Annotated in this window: 15 protein-coding genes and 1 riboswitch; of the genes, 9 read left to right on the top strand and 6 right to left on the bottom strand. The window is 55.6% G+C overall.

Annotated features, from left to right (window positions below; genetic code table 11):
• The first annotated feature begins 89 nt into the window (after positions 1-89).
• Positions 90-7,022, top strand: a complete 6,933-nt coding sequence (locus AC6I8N_RS17245; RefSeq protein WP_497829556.1) for an invasin domain 3-containing protein — start codon at positions 90-92, stop codon at positions 7,020-7,022.
• 345 nt (positions 7,023-7,367) lie between these two features.
• Positions 7,368-8,572 (top strand): IS3 family transposase gene (locus AC6I8N_RS17240; protein ID WP_497829555.1). Its coding sequence is split into 2 segments (ribosomal slippage): positions 7,368-7,686 and positions 7,686-8,572, totalling 1,206 coding nucleotides; the frame shifts between segments, so codons are not numbered across the junction.
• Positions 8,573-8,815: 243 nt separating this feature from the next.
• Here AC6I8N_RS17240 and plsY read toward each other — a convergent pair.
• On the bottom strand, positions 8,816-9,421 hold the full coding sequence (gene plsY, locus AC6I8N_RS17235) for a glycerol-3-phosphate 1-O-acyltransferase PlsY (RefSeq protein WP_497829554.1): 606 nt from the start codon (positions 9,419-9,421) through the stop codon (positions 8,816-8,818).
• A gap of 106 nt (positions 9,422-9,527) precedes the next feature.
• Between plsY and folB the strand changes: the two genes are divergently transcribed.
• Together folB and bacA are read left to right on the top strand one after the other, a co-directional pair.
• A complete protein-coding gene (gene folB / locus AC6I8N_RS17230; protein ID WP_036625522.1) occupies positions 9,528-9,887 on the top strand; it encodes a bifunctional dihydroneopterin aldolase/7,8-dihydroneopterin epimerase in 360 nt (119 codons plus the stop codon).
• A 190-nt stretch (positions 9,888-10,077) separates the two neighbouring features.
• Positions 10,078-10,896: an undecaprenyl-diphosphate phosphatase gene (gene bacA / locus AC6I8N_RS17225; protein ID WP_021183465.1), complete on the top strand. Its 819-nt coding sequence runs from the start codon at positions 10,078-10,080 to the stop codon at positions 10,894-10,896.
• A 17-nt stretch (positions 10,897-10,913) separates the two neighbouring features.
• Here the strand turns inward: bacA and AC6I8N_RS17220 are convergent, their stop codons facing one another.
• Positions 10,914-12,146, bottom strand: coding sequence for a multifunctional CCA addition/repair protein (locus AC6I8N_RS17220; protein WP_497829553.1), 1,233 nt, complete (start codon positions 12,144-12,146; stop codon positions 10,914-10,916).
• 136 nt (positions 12,147-12,282) lie between these two features.
• Entirely contained in the window at positions 12,283-12,903 is a 621-nt protein-coding gene (locus AC6I8N_RS17215; protein WP_021183464.1) for a TIGR04211 family SH3 domain-containing protein, read from the bottom strand.
• Between the two features lie 203 nt (positions 12,904-13,106).
• On the opposite strand from AC6I8N_RS17215, the gene AC6I8N_RS17210 reads away from it, so the two are divergent.
• Genes AC6I8N_RS17210 through hldE form a run of 3 tightly spaced genes read left to right on the top strand, consistent with a single transcriptional unit; the run spans position 13,107 to position 18,785 of the window.
• Positions 13,107-14,417: a CYTH domain-containing protein gene (locus tag AC6I8N_RS17210; RefSeq protein WP_497829552.1), complete on the top strand. Its 1,311-nt coding sequence runs from the start codon at positions 13,107-13,109 to the stop codon at positions 14,415-14,417.
• 30 nt (positions 14,418-14,447) lie between these two features.
• Positions 14,448-17,306 carry a bifunctional [glutamate--ammonia ligase]-adenylyl-L-tyrosine phosphorylase/[glutamate--ammonia-ligase] adenylyltransferase gene (gene glnE / locus AC6I8N_RS17205; RefSeq protein WP_497829551.1) on the top strand — a complete coding sequence of 953 codons (2,859 nt, stop codon included), beginning with the start codon at positions 14,448-14,450 and terminating at the stop codon, positions 17,304-17,306.
• A gap of 54 nt (positions 17,307-17,360) precedes the next feature.
• Positions 17,361-18,785 carry a bifunctional D-glycero-beta-D-manno-heptose-7-phosphate kinase/D-glycero-beta-D-manno-heptose 1-phosphate adenylyltransferase HldE gene (hldE, locus tag AC6I8N_RS17200; protein ID WP_021183461.1) on the top strand — a complete coding sequence of 475 codons (1,425 nt, stop codon included), beginning with the start codon at positions 17,361-17,363 and terminating at the stop codon, positions 18,783-18,785.
• Between the two features lie 102 nt (positions 18,786-18,887).
• On the opposite strand, the gene ubiK is transcribed toward hldE, so the two are convergent.
• On the bottom strand, positions 18,888-19,172 hold the full coding sequence (ubiK, locus tag AC6I8N_RS17195) for a ubiquinone biosynthesis accessory factor UbiK (protein WP_021183460.1): 285 nt from the start codon (positions 19,170-19,172) through the stop codon (positions 18,888-18,890).
• A 171-nt stretch (positions 19,173-19,343) separates the two neighbouring features.
• Positions 19,344-19,493, top strand: a riboswitch (FMN riboswitch).
• 109 nt (positions 19,494-19,602) lie between these two features.
• Between ubiK and ribB the strand changes: the two genes are divergently transcribed.
• The gene (ribB, locus tag AC6I8N_RS17190) at positions 19,603-20,259 is read left to right on the top strand and encodes a 3,4-dihydroxy-2-butanone-4-phosphate synthase (RefSeq protein WP_497829550.1); all 657 of its coding nucleotides are present in this window, start codon (positions 19,603-19,605) and stop codon (positions 20,257-20,259) included.
• Between the two features lie 156 nt (positions 20,260-20,415).
• A complete protein-coding gene (gene ygiD / locus AC6I8N_RS17185; RefSeq protein WP_497829549.1) occupies positions 20,416-21,201 on the top strand; it encodes a 4,5-DOPA-extradiol-dioxygenase in 786 nt (261 codons plus the stop codon).
• Between the two features lie 44 nt (positions 21,202-21,245).
• Here ygiD and AC6I8N_RS17180 read toward each other — a convergent pair whose 3' ends face one another.
• Together AC6I8N_RS17180 and AC6I8N_RS17175 are read right to left on the bottom strand one after the other, a co-directional pair.
• Entirely contained in the window at positions 21,246-22,409 is a 1,164-nt protein-coding gene (locus AC6I8N_RS17180; protein ID WP_021183457.1) for a glutathionylspermidine synthase family protein, read from the bottom strand.
• Between the two features lie 8 nt (positions 22,410-22,417).
• Positions 22,418-23,077 carry a DUF1190 family protein gene (locus AC6I8N_RS17175; protein ID WP_021183456.1) on the bottom strand — a complete coding sequence of 220 codons (660 nt, stop codon included), beginning with the start codon at positions 23,075-23,077 and terminating at the stop codon, positions 22,418-22,420.
• Between the last annotated feature and the right edge of the window lie 104 nt (positions 23,078-23,181).

Here is a 23,181-nt window from a genome sequence, read left to right as displayed (position 1 = left end):
GGCAAGCTATTTTTGTCTTATTTCACTATTTATTTACTGTTTTCCTTTTTTCCCTGCCTGCACATGCGCGTTCGGGGGGAGAGAGCCTCGTGCCTTCAGCAGAAACTGGCCCGTATTATGTCAGTTGGCATAATACGGCGGGTAAATCCCTGGCTGCGGTGGCTGAAGAATTCCGTTTCACCATCGCCGACCTGGCTCGTGAACAGAAGAAGCTCATTCGTAAATCAGGCCTGAGTTCTAAACAATGGTTGTTGTTACCTTACAATGCCTCAACCATGCAGGGCTTATCTGTTGTCCAGCTTTACACCCTCAAGAGAGGCGAGGATCCCGCCGAGGTGGCGTTCCGTCATCAACTGTCTCTGGAGCAGCTCAACAACCTGAACCGCCCGTTTAAAACGGTGAGGCAGCTGAAAAACCTGCGTGGTCAGACGGTGATTGTCCCGGCAATGCTGGATCAGAAACCGGTCTCAGATGCCGCGACAGAAAAGGCTCAGCTATTGCGTGAGCAGATGGCACAGTTTTGGGGGGCCGCGCAACACGGCAGCGCTGGTGATGCGGCGCGTGGCGTGGCAAGCAGTACCGTTAATAGTGCGCTGACTGCCGAGATAGAAAAGTGGCTGAACACGGGCGGTGCCAAAGCCAGAGTCACTCTCGATACTGGCATTTCCGGCAACCATAACCGTGATGCCGGGCTGGATTACTTCTGGCCATTAATGGACTGGGAAGACAGCACGTTATTTACCCAACTGAGTTTCCATCGCTGGAACGAACGTAACCAGCTCAATGCCGGGTTAGGCTATCGCCATGATGTGAACGACCATTGGTTGGCGGGCAGCAATATCTTCTATGATCGCGACCTGACTCGCCATCACAGTCGGCTTGGTCTGGGAGGCGAACTTTGGGGTGACAACATCCATGCCTCGTTCAACTATTACCTTCCGCTCAGCGACTGGCGTCTGTCGCGTGATAACAATCTTAATGATAACCCGCAGTTATACGATTTGTATGAGCGTGCAGCACTCGGCTGGGATCTGTCCATCGACACTGCGGTGAGCCAGCACTTGGGCATCAAAGGTACCTTCTTTCAGTGGTATGGCGACAAAGTGGATGTGAACGGCACCCGCAGCCAGACGAGCCGCGATCCGTACGGCGTGACGCTGGGTGCGCGTTGGCAGCCAGTACCACTGCTGGCACTGAATGCGGAACACAGTGCCATCAGTGGTCAGGACGATGATACCCGTCTCGGTCTTAACCTGAACTGGCAGTTTGGACGTAGTCTGGCCCAGATGCTGGACCCAGACGCTGCCGCAGTACTGCCGTCTCTGAAAGACGCGCGTCATGATTTTGTCAACCGTAACAACAATATCGTGCTGGCGTACCAGCAGCGCGACAAAGATCTACGCCTCTATTTTGAGCCGATTTCACTGACCGTGAAGGCAGGCAGCGCGCCCTATACCCATGCAGTGAAAGGCGGGCGTGGCGGCTTTATTGTCTATCACTCCAGCCAACCAGAGTTTGCGCAGGTGGTGAGTGAACAAGGTGGAACTGTAGCACCACTGAAGCGCGGTGAAGTGATCATCTCTGCTGAAGAATACCAGGATGCTGCACGGTCACATTTGTATAGCCGGGCCGAATATCGCCTGACGGTACAGCCGGGAGATTTTGCCCCTTCAGTGACGGATGTGCGCATCAGTGGGGAGTCAGAAACTGGAAGTACGCTGACTGGTAGCTACACCTTCATTACCAATGAAGGGGAGGATGAAGGGGAGTCTGTGCAGCACTGGTATCGTGAAGGTACTCCGGGAGAGATATTGTCCACCACGCATCAATATCAACTGACAACTGCCGATGCAGGCAGAACATTGGTGTACGAAGTGACGCCAGTCAATAAGGCAGGACTGCGCGGCACGTCGGGTAGTGCTCAGCAGACCGGACCACAGCTCAACCTCGACACATTGGAAATTGCCGCTGTAACCGGTGGTGGGGAAAATCTGGGTAACGGGAACTTTAAGTTTAACGCCGGTGACAATGGGACGCTGGTGTTCGAAGCGACAGTGTTAGATCAAGACGGTAAACCAGTGGCAGACCTGCCGGTGTATTGGTCGCACAGCAATCCGTCGCTGGGCAAGCTGGATAAAACCCGGCAAATGACAGGTAACAACGGGCGGTCGCTAGTGAAATTCAGCGAGATAACAACCAGCGGTGAAGACATCATCGTGGCTTCCTTACAGCCTGATGTACTCAGGGTTTCTGGCGTCGGAGCCGGGAAGGACAGTATGAGCAGAAAGTCACAGCCGCTGGGTATCACCTTCAGTGCTGCGACGACGGTGAAGTTTATTGACCCGCCGCATCAGGCGAAGGTGGGGGATAATACGGTATTTACTGTGCAGGTGACTGACCAGGATGGTGTGCCGATGGAAAAGGTTGCGCTGGATATAACCAGCACAGGCAACACCACGGCGCATGAAACAGATAAAGAGGGTAAGGCGACTTTTAGCCTGACGGCTCCGTTGAGCACGGATCCGGCGGACTGGAAGGTGAGAGCGGCGCTGAACGGCAATCCGGAAAAATACGATGAAGTAATTATTGGACTGCTGGCCGGAACAGCGGCGCAGGCGAAATCCGCCATCGCGCTGAATAAAGCCAGCTATGTTTCCGGTGGCGACATGGCGGTGACGGTGACGCTGCAGGACGCGGAGGGGAATCCGGTGAGCGGTCAGGCGTCGGTGCTGAGCACCAGCGTGACGGTGCCGAACGCGGTGCCGAAGGCGGGCAGCAGCTGGCAGGACAACGGTAACGGCACCTACGGCATGACCTACACGGCGCAGAGGACCGGCACGGGCCTGAAGGCAACGCTGAAGCTGGATGGCTGGAGCAGCAACGTGCAGTCGGCGGCCTATGCGGTCACGGCGGGTACGGTGGCGCAGGCGAAGTCTGCCATCGCGCTGGACAAAACCAGCTATGTTTCCGGCACTGACATGGCGGTGACGGTGACGCTGCAGGACGCGGAGGGTAATCCGGTAACCGGTCAGGCGTCGGTGCTGAGCACCAGCGTGACGGTGCCGAACGCGCAGCCGAAGGCGGGCAGCAGCTGGCAGGACAACGGCAACGGCACCTACGGCATGACCTACACGGCGCAGAGAACCGGCACGGGCCTGAAGGCAACGCTGAAGCTGGATGGCTGGAGCAGCAACGTGCAGTCGGCGGCCTATGCGGTCACGGCGGGTACGGTGGCGCAGGCGAAATCCGCCATCGCGCTGAATAAAGCCAGCTATGTTTCCGGTGGCGACATGGCGGTGACGGTGACGCTGCAGGACGCGGAGGGTAATCCGGTGAGCGGTCAGGCGTCGGTGCTGAGCACCAGCGTGACGGTGCCGAACGCGGTGCCGAAGGCGGGCAGCAGCTGGCAGGACAACGGTAACGGCACCTACGGCATGACCTACACGGCGCAGAGGACCGGCACGGGCCTGAAGGCAACGCTGAAGCTGGATGGCTGGAGCAGCAACGTGCAGTCGGCGGCCTATGCGGTCACGGCGGGTACGGTGGCGCAGGCGAAGTCCGCCATCGAGCTGAATAAAGCCAGCTATGTTTCCGGTGGCGACATGGCGGTGACGGTGACGCTGCAGGACGCGGAGGGGAATCCGGTGAGCGGTCAGGCGTCGGTGCTGAGCACCAGCGTGACGGTGCCGAACGCGGTGCCGAAGGCGGGCAGCAGCTGGCAGGACAACGGTAACGGCACCTACGGCATGACCTACACGGCGCAGAGGACCGGCACGGGCCTGAAGGCAACGCTGAAGCTGGATGGCTGGAGCAGCAACGTGCAGTCGGCGGCCTATGCGGTCACGGCGGGTACGGTGGCGCAGGCGAAGTCTGCCATCGCGCTGGACAAAACCAGCTATGTTTCCGGCACTGACATGGCGGTGACGGTGACGCTGCAGGACGCGGAGGGTAATCCGGTAACCGGTCAGGCGTCGGTGCTGAGCACCAGCGTGACGGTGCCGAACACGCAGCCGAAGGCGGGCAGCAGCTGGCAGGACAACGGCAACGGCACCTACGGCATGACCTACACGGCGCAGAGAACCGGCACGGGCCTGAAGGCAACGCTGAAGCTGGATGGCTGGAGCAGCAACGTGCAGTCGGCGGCCTATGCGGTCACGGCGGGTACGGTGGCGCAGGCGAAGTCTGCCATCGCGCTGAATAAAGCCAGCTATGTTTCCGGCACTGACATGGCGGTGACGGTGACGCTGCAGGACGCGGAGGGGAATCCGGTGAGCGGTCAGGCATCAGCGCTGAACACCAGCAGCGTGACGGTACCGAACGCGCAGCCGAAGGCGGGCAGCAGCTGGCAGGACAACGGTAACGGCACCTACGGCATGACCTACACGGCGCAGAGGACCGGCACGGGCCTGAAGGCAACGCTGAAGCTGGATGGCTGGAGCAGCAACGTGCAGTCGGCAGCCTATGCGGTCACGGCGGGTACGGTGGCGCAGGCGAAATCCGCCATCGCGCTGAATAAAGCCAGCTATGTTTCCGGCACTGACATGGCGGTGACGGTGACGCTGCAGGACGCGGAGGGGAATCCGGTGAGCGGTCAGGCGTCGGTGCTGAGCACCAGCGTGACGGTGCCGAACGCGGTGCCGAAGGCGGGCAGCAGCTGGCAGGACAACGGTAACGGCACCTACGGCATGACCTACACGGCGCAGAGGACCGGCACGGGCCTGAAGGCAACGCTGAAGCTGGATGGCTGGAGCAGCCGCCCTGAGTCGGCAGCCTATGCCATCACGGCGGGTGCGGCAGCAGAGGAGATGTCTGCCATCACGCTGGACAAGACCAGCTACGTCGCCAACGCTGACATGGTGGTGACGGTGATGCTGCAGGATGCGGAGGGTAATCCGGTAACCGGCCAGGCGTCGGTGCTGAATACCAGCAGCGTGACGGTGCCGAACGCGGTGCTGAAGGCGGGCAGCAGCTGGCAGGACAACGGTAACGGCACCTACCGCATGACCTACACGGCGCAGAGGACCGGCACGGGCCTGAAGGCAACGCTGAAGCTGGATGGCTGGAGCAGCCGCCCTGAGTCGGCAGCCTATGCCATCACGGCGGGTGCGGCAGCAGAGGAGATGTCTGCCATCACGCTGGACAAGACCAGCTACGTCGCCAACGCTGACATGGTGGTGACGGTGATGCTGCAGGATGCGGAGGGTAATCCGGTAACCGGCCAGGCGTCGGTGCTGAATACCAGCAGCGTGACGGTGCCGAACGCGGTGCTGAAGGCGGGCAGCAGCTGGCAGGACAACGGCAACGGCACCTACCGCATGACCTACACGGCGCAGAGGACCGGCACGGGCCTGAAGGCAACGCTGAAGCTGGATGGCTGGAGCAGCCGCCCTGAGTCGGCAGCCTATGCCATCACGGCGGGCACAGCGGCGGAGGAGATGTCTGCCATCACGCTGAATAAAACCAGCTATGTCGCTGGCGATGGCATGGCGGTGACGGTGACGCTGCAGGACGTGGAGGGTAATCCGGTAACCGGTCAGGCGTCGGTGCTGAGCACCAGCGTGACGGTGCCGAACGCGCAGCCGAAGGCGGGCAGCAGCTGGCAGGACAACGGCAACGGCACCTACCGCATGACCTACACGGCGCAGAGGACCGGCACGGGCCTGAAGGCAACGCTGAAGCTGGATGGCTGGAGCAGCCGCCCTGAGTCGGCAGCCTATGCCATCACGGCGGGCACAGCGGCGGAGGAGATGTCTGCCATCACGCTGAATAAAACCAGCTATGTCGCTGGCGATGGCATGGCGGTGACGGTGACGCTGCAGGACGTGGAGGGGAATCCGGTGAGCGGTCAGGCGTCGGTGCTGAGCACCAGCGTGACGGTGCCGAACGCGCTGCCGAAGGCGGGCAGCAGCTGGCAGGACAACGGCAACGGCACCTACCGCATGACCTACACGGCGCAGAGGACCGGCACGGGCCTGAAGGCAACGCTGAAGCTGGATGGCTGGAGCAGCAACGTGCAGTCGGCGGCCTATGCGGTCACGGCGGGTACGGTGGCACAGGCGAAGTCCGCCATCGCGCTGGACAAAACCAGCTATGTTTCCGGCACTGACATGGCGGTGACGGTGACGCTGCAGGATGCGGGGGGGAATCCGGTAACCGGCCAGGCGTCGGTGCTGAATACCAGCAGCGTGACGGTGCCGAACGCGGTGCCGAAGGCGGGCAGCAGCTGGAAGGACAACGGCAACGGCATCTACGGCATGACCTACACGGCGCAGACGGCCAGGACGGGCCTGAGGGCCACGCTGAAGCTGAACTGGTTCAGTGCAGTGCAGTCGGCAGCCTATGCCATCACGGCGGGTGCGGCGGCAGAGGAGATGTCTGCCATCACGCTGGACAAGACCAGCTACGTCGCCAACGCTGACATGGCGGTGACGGTGATGCTGCAGGGTGCGGGGGGGAATCCGGTGAGCGGTCAGGCGTCGGCGCTGAACACCAGCAGCGTGACGGTACCGAACGCGCAGCCGAAGGCAGGCAGCAGCTGGCAGGACAACGGCAACGGCACCTACCGCATGACCTACACGGCGCAGAGGACCGGAACGGGCCTGAAGGCGGCGCTGAAGCTGAGCGACTGGAGCATGAGTGTGCAATCAGGGGTATATACGATCGTGTCACCACCGGTTAATGAGGCATTGATTAATGTTGAATATGCATCTAAAACGGCCCAAGTGGTTAATGGTAACGCACGCATGCCCTTTAATATTAAGGTATCACAGGAAGGCAATTTACTTTCTAATATACCAATATGTGCGGAAACTGATTTCACTCAGGCTATCCCTCGTGACCATGTTGGCAACTCCGATTCTAATGGGTTAATTACATCATTCTATATAGAGTTTCCAACCGATAATCCATTACTTGTAGCGATAATGACGCAGCTTAAGATTCGTTTTGCATATTGTAAAAATGGTAATCCGGATTTAGCTGACTTCAGTAGAAGCCCCTGGATAAAGGCATATAATGGTTAGGATTCAATTCGGAATCCCTATGTTATGACTATTACCTGTTTTGAAGGAATTTAAGACAGGTAATAGCCCAGCCTAAAAGGGAAAATAACTTATACGTTAAGTCCTATTTTCCTGATGCCACTCAGAGTTTGCAGGCAAGTAATCTGTTCAGCCTGAAGCGCTCAAACACACTCACATAACACTGTTTTGGGAAGTACCTATGCGACAACTTGATAAATCATCCCTATAGTATTCATTGCGTTCCACTGGAATCCTAGATTAGCCCCTTAGATCACCAGACACTTCGCCTCTCTTAAAATAAGAGGTAGTCTTGGAACTATGTTTAACACCAGTCAGAATAATAAGATGGTTGAAGTGTTATCAGGGCCTGAGCGGCGTCGGCGCCGCACTCCGCAGGAAAAAATAGCTATTATTCAGCAGACTATGGAGCCGGGCATGACCGTGTCTCACGTCGCGCGGCTGCACGGTATCAATGCTAATCAGATCTTCAAGTGGCGCAGGCAGTATGAAGACGGCTCACTGAACGCCGTGACTTCAGGCGGAGAAGTTGTTCCCGCTTCCGAACTTGCTGCTGCCAATAAGCAGATCCGCGAACTTCAGCGTCTTCTGGGCAAAAAAACGATGGAAGCCGAGATACTGAAAGAAGCCGTGGAGTTCGGCCGGACAAAAAAATGGATTGCTCATGCGCCCTTGTTGCCTGGGGAAGACGAATAAACGACGTCTGCCGCAGTATTGGTGTGTCGCGTGCGCAGCTGAGTCTCAGGGTCAACCGCTCACCGGACTGGCAGGATAGCCGGTTGCAGGCCAGCTTTGATGATACGGCCGTGTTATCCCGGATACATGCAATGGTGGCGGAACTGCCCACATATGGCTATCGCCGCATATGGGCATTGTTGCGACGACAGTCGGAACGGGACGCGCTTCCTGTTGTTAACGCAAAACGCGCGTACCGGATCATGCGGACTCACCACCTGCTGCTGGAGCGCAAACCCGCTGATCCTCAGCGTAGGCGTGCACATAAAGGACGCGTGTCGGTCAATGAGAGCAACCGTCGCTGGTGTTCAGATGGCTTTGAGTTCCGTTGTGACAATGGTGAAAAGCTACGGGTAACCTTCGCACAGGGCTGCTGCGATCGGGAAATCATCGACTGGGCAGTGAGCACCGGTGGCTATGATAAAGAAACGGTACAGGACGTCATGCTGGGCGCGGTCGAAAAACGCTTCGGCCAGCATCTGCCGTCAGAACCGGTGGAATGGCTGACAGACAACGGTTCAGCCTACAGAGCGCATGAAACGCGGGCGTTCGCACGAATGCTGGGGCTTGAGCCCTGCACGACCGCAGTGCGCAGCCCGGAAAGTAATGGCATAGCAGAAAGCTTCGTGAAGACGATAAAGCGGGATTACATCAGCGTGATGCCAAAGCCAGACAGCCAGGTGGCGCTGATGAACCTGACGGTGGCGTTCAGTCATTACAATGAACATCACCCGCACAGCGCGCTGGGATATCGCTCGCCGAAGGAATATATACGTAGAAAGTTATCACAACCGTAAGAGAGAAAAGGCGTCTGGATATATAGGGTCAAATCCAGAATAATATGACATCTATAGCAGCACGGTTTTCAGCGTGTTTAAGATGAGTAAGGCTGGTCCTGTACTCAGGAATAAGGGATGCCATTTTCTATCGGATCTCATCACAGATCCTCCATTTGCTACCTGCCACATTTAACGCCCTCAGGAATTATCACTTATGAAATACTGCCAATACCTAGCGGTTATTAGAAATTGTGCCGTTTTTTATTCCTTCGTCTTCTTTTTCCGCTTCCAGATTTTGTTTTCCTGGCCGCGCCACAGGCGCTGAATGTTGTCGTGATGGCGTAACAAAATCAGGCAGGAAAGCATCGAAACTGGAAAGGTGAATTGTGGCTTAAACCACCAGACGTAAAACGGCGCGATCAACGCACTGACAATCGCACCCAGTGAAGAATAGCCACTCAGCAGCACTGTCAGCAGCCAGGTTCCGGTCATCAACCCGGTCAGGTCCCAGCCAATCGGTGCGATGGCACCAAATGCCGTCGCCACGCCTTTACCGCCGCGAAAACGAAAGAATACCGGATAGATGTGACCGAGACAGGCGGCGATGGCCGTCAGGCCAAGATAGAGGGGAGCAACATGCAACAGATAAGCAATCCAAACGGGTAACATACCTTTGGCGATATCGAAGATCAGCACAGCTGCCGCAGGCACTTTCCCGCCAATGCGCAACACATTTGTTGCGCCCGGATTCCCGGAGCCTTGGGTGCGCGGATCGGGCAGGCCAGCGAGTTTGCATACCAGTATCGCGCTGGAAATGGAGCCGCAAAGATACGCGAAAATAATCATACCAAGCGCGATAGCACTCATAGTTCCATACCGTTCCTGTAGGGTCGTTTTGTTATCGGTAAGTGTGGATAATACGCATAATCCGCCGGAAGTGGTATCCGGCATAGCCAAAAACAGAGACTACATCATGGATATCGTATTTATCGAGCAACTCACCGTGTTCACCACCATTGGCGTTTACGACTGGGAGCAGGGCATGCAGCAGAAGCTGGTGCTCGATGTCGAAATGGCGTGGGACAACCGTCAGGCGGCTGCCAGCGACGATGTTAATGATTGCCTCAGCTATGCTGACGTCACCGAAGCTATTTTAAACCATCTTAACGGCCAGCGTTTTGCCCTGGTTGAACGCGTGGCAGAAGAAATTGCGGATCTGTTGATGAACCGTTTCAAAACGCCCGGCGTACGCATCCGTGTAGGCAAACCGGGGGCTGTAGCGCAGGCAGCAACGGTTGGCGTGCGTATTGAGCGCGGGACTATTCCTAAATAAATCCGATGTGATTGCCATCACAATGAAACCAAACCAAATTATGGTGTGTCTTAGTTGCAGCCGCCGCGCTTAGTGCGGCTTAGTTGCCGGAAACCTTAAGGTTTCCTTCAGACTGGCGCAGGCATAATTTAAGGCGGTAAGCAGATGCGACCGCCTTTTTACTGTTTAAAACGGATAGAGGAAAATGTTGATGGCAGATATTCATCAGCTTTGGGTAGCTGCAATCCTGGGGATAGTGGAAGGTCTGACCGAGTTCTTACCGGTCTCATCCACTGGCCACATGATTATTGTTGGCCACCTGTTAGGCTTTGAGGGTGAAACCGCCGAAACCTTTGAAGTGGTGATTCAGCTCGGTTCCATTCTTGCTGTCGTGGTGATGTTCTGGCGTCGGCTCTTTGGCTTAATCGGTATTCACTTTGGTGAAGTCAAACATGAAGGTACGGGTAAAGGTCATCTGACCCTGATCCATATCCTGCTGGGTATGGTCCCGGCGGTGGTGGTTGGTCTGGTGTTGCACGATCAAATCAAAACCCTGTTTAACCCGATCAACGTGATGTATGCACTGGTGGTCGGAGGCGTGCTGCTGTTGGCAGCGGAACTGCTCAAACCTAAGCAGCCGAAAGCGGTCGGGATTGACGATATCACCTACCGCCAGGCATTCATGATTGGTTGCTTCCAGTGTCTGGCGCTGTGGCCTGGTTTCTCACGTTCTGGTGCAACCATCTCAGGCGGTATGCTGATGGGTGTGAGCCGCTATGCGGCATCGGAGTTCTCGTTCATTCTTGCGGTGCCGATGATGATGGGTGCAACGGCGCTGGATCTCTACAAGAGTATGAGTTTTCTGACGATGCAGGATCTGCCGATGTTCGCCGTCGGTTTTGTGACCGCTTTCGTGGTGGCGCTGATTGCGATCAAAGCCTTCCTGGAACTGATTAAACGTATCTCGTTTGTCTCATTCGCCATCTACCGCTTTATTATTGCGGGCGTGGTTTACATGCTGTTTATGTAAGACCTTGCGCGGCCAGCTCAGGCTGGCCGCGTATCGATCAATCCTTCCTGCACCGCGACTCTGCGCCGACGGGTTAATTCTTCCCGTACTTCTGCCCCTTTGAATCCAGCCTCAATCACCGCTTTGGTTGGTACGGCCTGTGCCAGGGCAAAAGCCTTGCGCAGATAATCTCCCTGCGGATAAGCGTTGCTCTCCAGACCGGCACGACCACGGGCATCAGCTTCACTGGTCAGCGCCAGTTGCTCCACACGCTGTGGCTTGCGCCAGGCGTCGACGCGATCGAATAACGTAACCAACATCTCGGCCGACTGCCGCTCAATGGTGTGCACCATATCGTGAAATTCGGCGACGATCAGCGCCAAATCGCGAATCGCATTGGGGACGCGTAAGCGCTCGCACAGCGCAGCCACAATTGGAACGCCTGCCAGGCCGTGACCGTGATGGCTCGGCCACTTTTCGCGCGGCGTAACCGCTTTGCCTGCGTCGTGAAATAGGGTGGCAAAACGGACATCCAACTCATCCGAGAGCGCCGTGGCAAGGGTTAACGTCATCAGCGAATGGATGCCGGTATCAATCTCCGGATGCCATTTGACGGGTGCGGGAATACCAAACAAGTTATCCAGTTCCGGGAACAGCACCTGCAAGGCACCGCAGTCGCGCAGCACCTGGAAATAAACCTGCGGATTACGTGTCAGCAGCGCTTTTTCCGTTTCCTTCCAGACGCGCTCTGGCGTGAGGTGTGCCAGTTCGCCACTGGCGGTCATATCGCGCATCAGCGCCTGGGTTTCTTCGGCAATGCGAAAGTTGAGGTGAGCGAAACGGGCAGCAAAGCGCGCCACACGTAATACGCGCAGAGGATCTTCATTAAAAGCTGCAGAGACATGACGCAGGGTTCGATTGGCCAGATCGTGTTGACCACCGTAAGGGTCGATCAACTCACCGTTGTCTGCCTGAGCGATGGCATTGATGGTGAGATCGCGCCGTTGCAGATCCTGCTCCAGCGTGACGTCAGGGGCGAACCAGGTCACAAAGCCGGTGTAGCCATTGCCGCTTTTACGTTCAGTCCGTGCCAGCGCATACTCTTCACGGCTTTGCGGATGCAAAAAAACCGGAAAATCCCGGCCAACTTGCTGATAGCCCTGCGCCAGCATCGCATCAGGCGTAGTGCCGACCACCACCCAATCTTTATCTTTTACCGGTAAACGCAACAGCGCATCGCGCACCGCGCCACCGACCAGAAACGTCTTCACTCAACTACTCCAGAGGTCAACTGCCTTCGCGTGCCATCCACGCATCTGACTTTAATTGTTACATAGTTTGGCCAAAATTCGGACATGCCAAAAGGGGCATCTTACGATCCCCTAAAGAAAAAGAACAAGAAGGTGCTTAGTTCATCCAGCGATTGTTCTTTTTGCGACGCGGCACCATATGCGGCAGTACCAGACCCAGCAGCAAACCGACACCCAACACGCCACCGCCATACATAAACCATTGCATGATGATGGTGCGCTGCTTGTCATCTAACTGGACATTGGCGGCACTGACTTTTTTCTGCGCGACGATCAACTCGTTTTTCAACTTCTGATTTTCGTCTTTCAGATCGTTGATGGTGCTGTCGCTGTTGGCCACTTTATTTTGCATTTCCGACGTACGCTGGTTCCAGCTGTTGTCGATGTTTTGCAGCTTATCGGTGAGATCTTTCACCTGCTGTTCCAACTGTGGCACACGGGTACGCAGGCTGGGGTCGGTACTCAGCTGTGACAGGGGAATCCAGGTAGTACGACCCTGTGAGTCCTGGATTTGACCATACTGGGAGTCAGTGTTGGTTTGCAGCAACTGCACTTCCTCCCCGGCATTCAGCTTGCCAACCAGACGATATTGATCGCCAGGCCCGCTGCGTACCCAGGTGGATAATTCATCGGAGATATAACGCTTTTCGGCAGCATGGGCTGTCGAGATGGCGCTGAAAGCCAGCAAAGAAAGAGCGGCAAAAGTAATTTTTTTCATTCGATATCAAAGTTTGGTAAAGGCGTAAAAACACTGGCACAGTCTGGAGAGGCTTCCCATAAATCTGAATGAGAACTATCCTGGTCTCAATCTGGTGCGAAAAGGGTCGTAAAAGCAAAAGAAACCCAAGACAGCGCGCATTCAGTGCATTACTCTTCGCCAGATTAACTTCTTAACGTGCCAGCAGCGTATTCAAAAAAATTATGACCATCGAAATCGAATTAAAGTTCATTGCCACGCCAGAAGCGGCCGAAAAACTTGCCACCACCCTGGCGGCAATGCCCCATCAACATGTGGCGGCACGCGAACTGACCAACATCTATTTTGAAACCGATGACAATCAGTTGCGTCGCTGGGATATGGGACTGCGCATTCGTGGCGTTGATCAACGCTATGAAATGACACTTAAAACATCCGGCAAAACCGTGGGTGGTTTGCACCAGCGCCCGGAATATAACGTGGATCTTGATGCGCCAGACCTGGACATCGCGCTGCTGCCAGCCGAAATCTGGCCGCAAGGCACCGATGTCGCTGCACTACAGCAGCGGCTGGAACCGTTATTCAGCACCCATTTCCAGCGTGAGATGTGGCTGGTGCAATTTGCTGACAGTGAAATAGAAGTGGCGTTTGATCGTGGTGAGGTTGCTGCCGGTGAATTCAGTGAACCGCTGTATGAAGTGGAGCTGGAGCTGAAACAAGGTTGCCGTGCGGACCTCCTGAGTTTCGCTGCAAAGCTGATTGATATGGGGGGATTACGTCTTGGCAGCCTGAGTAAAGCCGCCCGCGGCTATCAATTGGCACAAGGTAATCCACCCCGTCTATTGCGGACCTTTCCGCTGTTGAAGATACCGGCAAAAGCGACGGTGGAGCAGGGGATGATCAACGCTTTGTCTGCGGGGCTGAATCACTGGCAATACCATGAAGAGGTCTGGTTGCGAGGTAACCCGGCAGCAAAAACGTCAGTTCTGGAAGCGCTGGACGCGCTGCGTCAGACATTTTCACTGTTCGGCGCGCTGGTACCGCGCAAGGCCAGCAGCGATTTGCGTCAGAAATTGACGCGCATCGAAGAGGTGCTGACGAATGACGACCAGGAGGCTCAGGAACTCGGTTTTTCTCTTGCCTCTGTAGAAGCTCAGTTAGCGCTTACTCACTGGCTGGTCGAATCACAGTGGCAAAACTGGTTGGATGATAAGTACAAAAGCAAATTGCAGGGTTCCTTCAAGCGCTTCAGCGACATTATGCTGAGCCGCATCGCCGCCGACCTGAAAGAAACGTTTGTTGATGTGCAGTTGTTTAATGAGTTTCAGGATAAAGCCACTCGCCTTAATCGTCAGTTGCTGGCGGTCCATCTGCTGGCAGGGGCCTATCCGGCAGAAGAGGTTAACAACTGGATGTCATCCTGGCAGACATTGCAGCACGCTATCCATATCCAGCAGGAACGTGGTTTGAATACCTTAGTGAATCAGGCGGTTAAACAGGTGCCATTCTGGCTCAATAGCGGCGTATCGCGTTAACGCGACACAAAACAAATTCAGGGAGGGGAGATGTTGTTACCGTTATCCGCGCTGATGCAGGCGCAACTGAACAGTGCGGCAGACAAATTAGGTCTGTCGCCAGACGCACTGACCCCTGAACAGGCAGGCGCGCTCGCATTCAGTGACTTTATTGTCGACAACCTGCAACAGCACCCTGAGTGGTGGCAGCAGTTGCAACAACAACCTCCCCAGCCTGAAGAGTGGCAACACTACGTCGCGTGGCTTAATGACACGCTGGCGGGCATCGGTAACGAAAGCGACCTGATGCGCGAGCTACGCCTGTTTCGCCGTCACATGCTGGTGCGAATTGCCTGGATGCAGTGCCTGCAACAGGCCAGCACCAGTGAGAGCCTGCAACAACTGAGCGTACTGGCCGAAACCCTGATTACGGCCGCACGCGACTGGGTATGGCAGGATTGCTGCCGCGACTTCGGCACCCCCTGCAATGCCGCTGACGAAGCTCAGCCGATGTTGATTCTCGGCATGGGCAAGCTGGGCGGCAACGAACTCAACTTTTCCTCAGATATCGACCTGATTTTCGCCTGGCCAGAAAATGGCGTGACGCGCGGTGGCCGGCGTGAACTCGATAATGCCCAGTTCTTTACTCGTATGGGCCAGCGTCTGATCAAAGTACTCGATCAACCCACGGTGGATGGCTTTGTCTATCGTGTGGATATGCGCCTGCGTCCGTTTGGTGACAGCGGTCCACTGGTGCTGAGTTTTGCGGCGCTGGAGGATTACTATCAGGAACAGGGACGTGACTGGGAACGCTATGCCATGGTTAAAGCGCGTCTGATGGGCGATGACCAGGGGCGCTGGAGCCAGGAGTTGCAGCAGATGCTGCGGCCTTTTGTCTATCGCCGCTATATTGATTTCAGCGTCATTCAGTCGCTGCGCAACATGAAGGGAATGATCGCGCGCGAAGTGCGCCGTCGTGGCCTGAAAGACAATATTAAATTGGGTGCGGGTGGTATCCGTGAAACCGAATTTATTGTTCAGGTATTCCAACTGATTCGCGGTGGGCGTGAGCGTTCACTTCAGCTGCGTTCCTTGCTGCCAACGCTGTCAGCCATTGGTGAGCTGGGTTTACTGACGGCACAGCAGGTGGGGCATTTGCGTGAGGCCTATTTGTTTTTACGCCGCCTGGAAAACCTGTTGCAAAGCCTGAATGATGAACAGACTCAAACCCTGCCGGAAAATGCACTGGATCGGCAGCGTCTGGCCTGGGGCATGGGGATGGCGGATTGGACAGCGCTCATTAACCAGCTTGAACGGCATATGGCCGGTGTCCGCGCCATCTTCGATGAACTGATTGGTGATGATACACCCGATATTGATGATCAGCGTGAACTGGCGGAATTCGCGGTGTTATGGCAGGACTCGCTGGAAGAAAGTGAGCTGGCCGTGCTGGTGCCGCAGTTGGATGAAACACAGCGACATGCGCTGTTTGAGGCGTTAAATGCCTTTCGCCTGGATGTGGGCCGCCGTACCATTGGGCCGCGCGGTCGTCAGGCGCTTGATCAACTGATGCCGCGTCTGCTCAGCGAGGTGTGTCCGCGCAATGATGCGGCGGTGCTCCTCAATCGCCTGACACCGCTGCTGCTCGGCGTGCTGACGCGCAGTACCTATCTCGAACTGCTGACGGAATATCATGGTGCGTTGCGTCATTTGATTCGCTTGTGTGCCGCTTCGCCCATGGTTGCCAGCCAGTTAGCGCGCTATCCGTTACTGCTGGATGAACTGCTCGATCCGGCAACGTTGTATCAACCCACCGCGACGGATGCCTATCGCGATGAGTTGCGTCAGTATCTGATGCGTATTCCCACCGACGATGAAGAGCAGCAACTGGAAGCATTGCGTCAGTTTAAGCAGGCGCAGCATCTGCGTATCGCCGCAGCTGACATCGCCGAAACGCTACCGGTTATGAAAGTGAGTGATCACTTAACCTGGCTGGCCGAAGCGATCATCGAATCAGTGGTACAACAAGCGTGGAACATGATGGTGCAGCGCTATGGCCGCCCGTCGCATCTGAGTAACGACAACGAGCGCGGTTTTGCGGTTGTCGGTTATGGCAAGCTGGGCGGTTGGGAACTGGGTTATAGCTCAGACCTCGATCTGGTTTTCCTGCATGATTGCCCGGACGATGCGGTCACCGATGGAGAACGATCGATTGATGGCCGCCAGTTTTATCTGCGTCTGGCGCAACGTGTGATGCATCTGTTTAGCACCCGGACCTCTTCAGGCATTTTGTATGAAGTGGATGCACGCCTGCGTCCATCAGGCGCGGCCGGGATGTTGGTCAGCACATTCGCTGCTTTCGATGATTATCAACGTAATGAAGCCTGGACCTGGGAGCATCAGGCTCTGGTGCGGGCACGTATTGTGTTTGGCGAACCGGCGTTGTGCGAGCAATTTAATCAGATCCGGCGCGGCATTCTTTGCTTGCCGCGTGATGCCGATACTCTACAGAAAGACGTACGTGAAATGCGTGAAAAAATGCGCGCGCATCTCAGCAACAAACATAAAGGGCGCTGGGAAATTAAAACCGATGAAGGTGGTATCACCGATATTGAATTCATCGCGCAATATCTTGTCTTAGGCTACGCCGCCCGGCAGCCAGCGCTGACCCGTTGGTCAGATAATGTGCGTATCTTTGAGCTGATGGCGCAGCACGACATTATGCCGGAAGAGGAAGCGCGTGCGCTGACGCATGCCTATGTCACGCTGCGTGATGCATTGCATCATCTGGCGTTGCAGGAGTTACCCGGCCATGTGGAGCCGGAAGCCTTCGCGGCAGAGCGCGCGACGGTCAACGCCAGCTGGCAGCGCTGGTTGGCTGGGGCTGAATCTGACAGCGCGGAACACTAAGCCATCTGTGCTATTATCCGCGCACTATTTTTATCGCAGTCTGGAGTCTCTGGAATGAAAGTAACACTGCCCGCATTTAACCAGGCCGCTGTGCTGGTTGTCGGTGACGTGATGTTAGACCGCTACTGGTATGGTCCCACCAGCCGTATCTCGCCTGAAGCACCGGTACCGGTGGTGAAAGTGGATACCGTGGAGGAGCGTCCTGGCGGCGCGGCCAACGTTGCGATGAACATTGCAGCGCTGGGGGCGGCTTCACGCCTGATCGGCCTGACCGGCGAAGATGATGCGGCGCGTGTGCTGAGTAACACGTTGCAGCAGGTGAAAGTGGACTGCGATTTTGTGGCGGTTAAAAGCCATCCAACCATCACCAAACTGCGCGTCCTGTCGCGTAATCAGCAGTTGATCCGTCTCGATTTTGAAGAGGGATTTGAACAGGTTGATCCTGAGCCGATCCATCAACGTCTGCGCCAGTCACTGGCACAGGCGGGCGCGCTGGTACTGTCTGACTATGCCAAAGGGGCGTTGAACAGCGTTCAGACCATGATCCAACTGGCGCGGGAAGCTAAAGTGCCGGTATTGATCGACCCGAAAGGCACCGATTTCGCTCGCTATCGCGGGGCGACGCTGCTGACGCCGAACTTGTCAGAGTTTGAAGCGGTGGTGGGTAAGTGCAAAAGCGAAGAAGAGATCGTCAGCCGTGGTATGCAACTGGTGGCGGATTACGATCTCTCCGCGTTGCTGGTGACCCGTTCTGAAAACGGTATGACCTTGTTGCAGCCGGGTAAAGCACCACTGCATCTGCCCACTCAGGCGCAGGAAGTGTACGACGTGACCGGTGCCGGTGATACGGTAATTGGCGTGCTGGCGGCGGTTCTGGCGGCGGGTGAAAGCCTCGAAGATGCCTGTTTCCTTGCGAACGCGGCGGCCGGTGTCGTGGTGGGTAAATTGGGTACTTCAACCGTGAGCACTGTCGAGCTGGAAAACGCCATTCACGCCCGCCCGGATAGCGGCTTTGGTGTGATGAACGAAGCGCAGTTAAAAGCGGCGGTGGCGCAGGCGCGTCAGCGTGGTGAGAAAGTGGTGATGACTAACGGCGTGTTCGACATTTTGCATGCCGGGCACGTATCTTATCTGGCCAATGCCCGCAAGCTGGGCGATCGTCTGATTGTGGCCGTCAACAGCGATGCTTCGACCAAACGTTTGAAAGGCGAAACGCGTCCAGTTAACCCGTTGGAAAACCGTATGATCGTCCTGGGCGCACTGGAAGCGGTAGATTGGGTTGTCTCATTTGAAGAAGACACGCCGCAGCGTCTGATCGCTGAAGTGTTGCCAGACCTGCTGGTGAAAGGTGGCGACTACAAGCCAGAAGATATCGCGGGTAGCAAAGAAGTGTGGGCCAACGGCGGCGACGTGCGGGTGCTTAACTTTGAAGATGGTATCTCCACCACCAATATCATCAAAACTATTCGCAGCCATTAAACTGCCTGATGTCACGTAGCGGCGCGATTTATCGCGCGTATTGTTGAATGCGTTAAAGTCAAAGACGCGCGATAAATCGCGCCGCTACGGTTTTTTAATTGATCATTTTGTTTCTTCTGGCTTAACCACATCGGCGGCTGGTGGCGCGCTGCGGCTTTCCAGTTGGGCCAGACGCTGTTCCAGCGCGGCCAGTTTCTCACGGGTGCGCAGCAACACCTGCGTCTGCACATCAAACTCTTCACGGTTAACCAGGTCCATACGGGTTAATTGTGCCTGCAAAACCTGACGAATTTTCTTTTCGACATCGTCGCCAAATTCGCGAATGCCTTTCGGCATGGCTTCATGCACCTGGCGGGCCAGTTGTTCAATTTTTTTCGTGTCGATCATGATAATTTCCTGGTTACGGGGGCCGATGACAGCGCGTATTCGGTCTTAATAAGCATTAAGTGTAATGCCAGAAACGAAAAGGTTAAACCTGAAATCTGCACCGCAGGAAATGCAAAAGCATTTGCGCTTTTGTTGATTGCCCGACCAGGTGATTGGCGTTATAGTGACTTCGCTTATTCTCAGGGCGGGGCGAAATTCCCCACCGGCGGTAAATCAGCTTCGGCTGAAAGCCCGCGAGCGCTTTCGCTGCAAAGTGAAAGGTCAGCAGATCCGGTGTAATTCCGGGGCCGACGGTTAAAGTCCGGATGGGAGAGGGTAACGACATCAAACGGGCTATGCCCGTGTCACGTTATTGCCATGTGTTTTAAACGCACTCCTAAGCTCGCCCTGATTCTGGTAACTCATATTTTTTAAATAAAGGTTTTTTACCATGAATCAGACGCTACTTTCTGAATTTGGCACGCCGGAACAGCGTGTAGAACGTGCTATCGAGGCACTGCGTAATGGTCGCGGTGTGATGGTACTGGACGATGAAAATCGTGAAAATGAAGGCGACATGATCTTTGCCGCTGAAACCATGACCGTTGAGCAGATGGCGCTGACGATTCGCCACGGCAGCGGGATTGTGTGCCTCTGCCTCACCGAAGAACGCCGTCAGCAACTCGACCTTCCGATGATGGTGGACAACAACACCAGCTCATTCGGCACCGGTTTTACCGTGACCATCGAAGCAGCACAGGGTGTGACGACCGGTGTTTCCGCCAAAGACCGTATCACCACCATCCGTACTGCTATTGCTGATAATGCGAAACCGAGTGACCTGAACCGTCCTGGCCATGTTTTCCCGCTGCGCGCCCGTGAAGGCGGCGTGCTGGCACGCGGTGGTCACACTGAAGCGACCATCGATCTGGTCACCCTGGCGGGTTTCAAACCTGCCGGCGTACTGTGCGAACTGACCAATGATGACGGCAGCATGGCCCATGCGCCAGAAGCGATTGTGTTTGCTAAACAGCATGATATGCCTGTGGTGACGATTGAAGATCTGGTGGCGTATCGCCGTCAGCATGAAACACGTCACGCCAGCTAAGCTGCGTGGACTGAGAAAAAGGCTGGATCGATGATCCGGCCTTTTTTTTCATTCAAATTCTCTGATAAAGATCATCATGGTTATCAGCGTTAATCCTGAAGTAAATCAGCGTATCGTAATGATTAATAAATCGGCACTTTTGTCAGAGGATTAATCATGAGCAACACCCGCATGCCAGCCCTGTTTCTTGGTCACGGCAGCCCGATGAACGTACTGGAAGATAACCGCTATACCCAAGCCTGGCAGAAACTGGGGGCGACTTTGCCGCGCCCACGCGCCATCCTGGCGGTTTCGGCGCATTGGTACACCCGCGGCACTGCGGTGACGGCGATGAGCAATCCACGCACCATCCACGATTTCGGTGGCTTTCCGCAGGCGCTGTTTGATGTGCGCTACCCGGCCCCCGGGTCACCAGAGCTGGCACAGGAAGTCGCGGAGCTGCTGTCACCGGTGATGGTGCATCTCGATCAGGAATGGGGATTTGATCACGGGTCCTGGGGGGTGCTGACAAAAATGTACCCGGAGGCGGATATCCCGGTGGTACAGCTGAGTGTCGATGGGACTAAACCTCCCGCCTGGCATTTTGAGTTGGGCCGCAAGTTGGCCGCATTGCGCGAGAGTGGCGTGATGATTGTTGCCAGCGGTAACGTGGTACATAATCTGCGTATGTTGCGTTGGGAAGGCGCTACCGAAGCCTACCTGTGGGCGGAAAGTTTCAACCAATATGTGCTGGATAACCTGAATTATCAGGGTGAAATTACGTCACATCCGCTGGTTAATTACCTGCAACACGAAGGCGCGAAACTATCGAACCCAACACCGGATCATTATCTGCCGCTGTTGTATGTGCTGGGCGCACGTCACGAAGATGAAGGCGTTTCTATTCCGGTGGAAGGAATGGAGATGGGTGCCATCAGCATGTTGTCGGTGCAGGTGGGATAAAAGTCGTGTTGCATCGCGGCGCGAGACATGGCGCCGCGATGAAGTTACTCAATAAAGGTATGCGGATAGAAGCGTGACAGATCCTGGGTGATCAGCGCGCGATCTTCACGGATACCGATCCCGGCGGGTTGATCGTCAATCAACCAGCTACCAATCAACGTGTAGCTATCACCAAATTTCGGTAGCGGGTGGAACTGCTGCACAATCATACCCTCTTCACCGTAAGGCCCATCAGCTCGCGCGATTTCCTGTCCGTGCTCGATGATACGGATATTGGCCCCTTCGCGTGAAAACAGCGGTTTCACCACATATTTATCCATCTGCGGCACATTGGCGGCATCGGCGAAATAGGCAGGCAACAAATTAGGATGGTTGGGGAACATCTCCCACAGCAAAGGCAGCAACGCTTTGTTGGAAATGATGCTCTTCCATGCCGGTTCCAGCCAGCGCACACCGGCATCTGCCAGTTTGGTGGAGAACATCTCGCGCAGCATAAATTCCCACGGGTACAGCTTGAACAGGTTGCTGATCACCTGATCATTGACGTCAGTAAACTGCCCCTTTTCACCCAGGCCAATCTCGTCGATGTAGAGGAATTCACTCGGTAGCCCGGCTTCGGTCGCACAATCCTGCAAATATTGCACGGTGGCGCGATCCTCTTCGGTATCACGACAGCAGGCAAAATGCAGCCAGTTAAAACCATGCTGTTGATGCAGCGCGGCAAAGCGCTCAATCAACTTCTCTTGCAGGCTATTAAACTGATCGCTACCTTGCGGCAGGTTGCCTGCATTGAGCTGATCTTCCAGCCAGATCCATTGGAAAAAAGCGGCTTCATACAGCGAGGTTGGCGTGTCGGCATTATTTTCCAACAGCTTGGCATCACCTTTGCCATCCCAGGCAAGATCGAGACGTGAATAGAGCGATGGCTGGCGTAATTTCCACGAATCACGCACAAAATCCCAGGTGTGTTTAGGAATGCAGAAGCGGGTGAGCAGCGCTTCGCTGTTCACCACTTTTTCTACCACTTGCAGGCACATTTGATGCAGTTCGGCGGTGGTGTCTTCCAGTTGCTCAACCTGCGCCAGCGTAAACTGATAATACGCTTCTTCACACCAGTAAGGCTCGCCGTGCATGGTATGAAACTGAAAACCATACTCGGTGGCTTTTGCGCGCCAGTCCGGGCGTTCGGTAATGGCAATACGTTGCATGGTGCGGCTTAGCCTCCCAGCGAGCGAGAGCTGGTACCGGTGGCACTGCTACGTTGCATGGTATTTTGCTTCGCTACGGTTTCACCAAAGCCGCCACGGGTGATGGTCGAGGTGGTCGCGGGTTTGGGAGCCAGGGCGGTTTTCGGCACGGTCATGGTGCGGCCAGAGGTGGCGGAACCGTAGTTTTTGCCGGACGCATCAACAAACTGGCCGTTAGCCGGGCTATTGGGGGTTTTGGGCGAGAACAGCGGCTGTTGCGCAAATCCGGCACCACCACCCATCATACGTCCCATCATATAACCTGCCATCAGCGGCATCCAGAAGCTGCCACTTTGTTGGGCTTCGGCATTGGTGCCTGCCTGCGCCGGGGTTTGCTGACATTGGTTTTCACCAAACTCCGCCACACAATCTTCACGCGTCGCATATTTTGGCGCAGTGCGTTCCGCTTCTTTCAATGCGTTGTTGTAGGCAGTGGTACATTGCGCGCTCTGGCTCGGATTAGCCTTGCTGCAATCATCCGCATTCTGGTACAGCGAAACTGTTTCATCGCTCTGTTCGCAGCCAGCCAGCATAAACACTGCGGTTACCGCGAGTGCAACGGGCGTCAAATGGCGCGCCTGCCAGCTTTTGCGAAAAGCGGCATGTCTAATGTTTTTAGTCCGTTTCATTTGTTTTCATCCTGTGCCCAAAGGTGACGCTTAGGATAGGGGATGAGTGGTGGAAATTGAAGCGACAGGCCGGGCAGTAAGGGGATCTTTACGTAGCTATACGT

Source organism: Pantoea sp. X-Soil-TKNS-1279 (genome assembly GCF_059730565.1).
Note: the sequence above shows the minus strand (reverse complement) of the source record. Positions and strands in the feature narration are given on the sequence as shown.

Coding starts and splice junctions, on each gene's coding strand:
- plsY (WP_497829554.1), bottom strand. CDS start 9,421: ATGAGTGCTATCGCGCTTGGTATGATTATTTTCGCGTATCTTTGCGGC.
- folB (WP_036625522.1), top strand. CDS start 9,528: ATGGATATCGTATTTATCGAGCAACTCACCGTGTTCACCACCATTGGC.
- bacA (WP_021183465.1), top strand. CDS start 10,078: ATGGCAGATATTCATCAGCTTTGGGTAGCTGCAATCCTGGGGATAGTG.
- AC6I8N_RS17215 (WP_021183464.1), bottom strand. CDS start 12,903: ATGAAAAAAATTACTTTTGCCGCTCTTTCTTTGCTGGCTTTCAGCGCC.
- AC6I8N_RS17210 (WP_497829552.1), top strand. CDS start 13,107: ATGACCATCGAAATCGAATTAAAGTTCATTGCCACGCCAGAAGCGGCC.
- glnE (WP_497829551.1), top strand. CDS start 14,448: ATGTTGTTACCGTTATCCGCGCTGATGCAGGCGCAACTGAACAGTGCG.
- hldE (WP_021183461.1), top strand. CDS start 17,361: ATGAAAGTAACACTGCCCGCATTTAACCAGGCCGCTGTGCTGGTTGTC.
- ubiK (WP_021183460.1), bottom strand. CDS start 19,172: ATGATCGACACGAAAAAAATTGAACAACTGGCCCGCCAGGTGCATGAA.
- ribB (WP_497829550.1), top strand. CDS start 19,603: ATGAATCAGACGCTACTTTCTGAATTTGGCACGCCGGAACAGCGTGTA.
- ygiD (WP_497829549.1), top strand. CDS start 20,416: ATGAGCAACACCCGCATGCCAGCCCTGTTTCTTGGTCACGGCAGCCCG.
- AC6I8N_RS17180 (WP_021183457.1), bottom strand. CDS start 22,409: ATGCAACGTATTGCCATTACCGAACGCCCGGACTGGCGCGCAAAAGCC.
- AC6I8N_RS17175 (WP_021183456.1), bottom strand. CDS start 23,077: ATGAAACGGACTAAAAACATTAGACATGCCGCTTTTCGCAAAAGCTGG.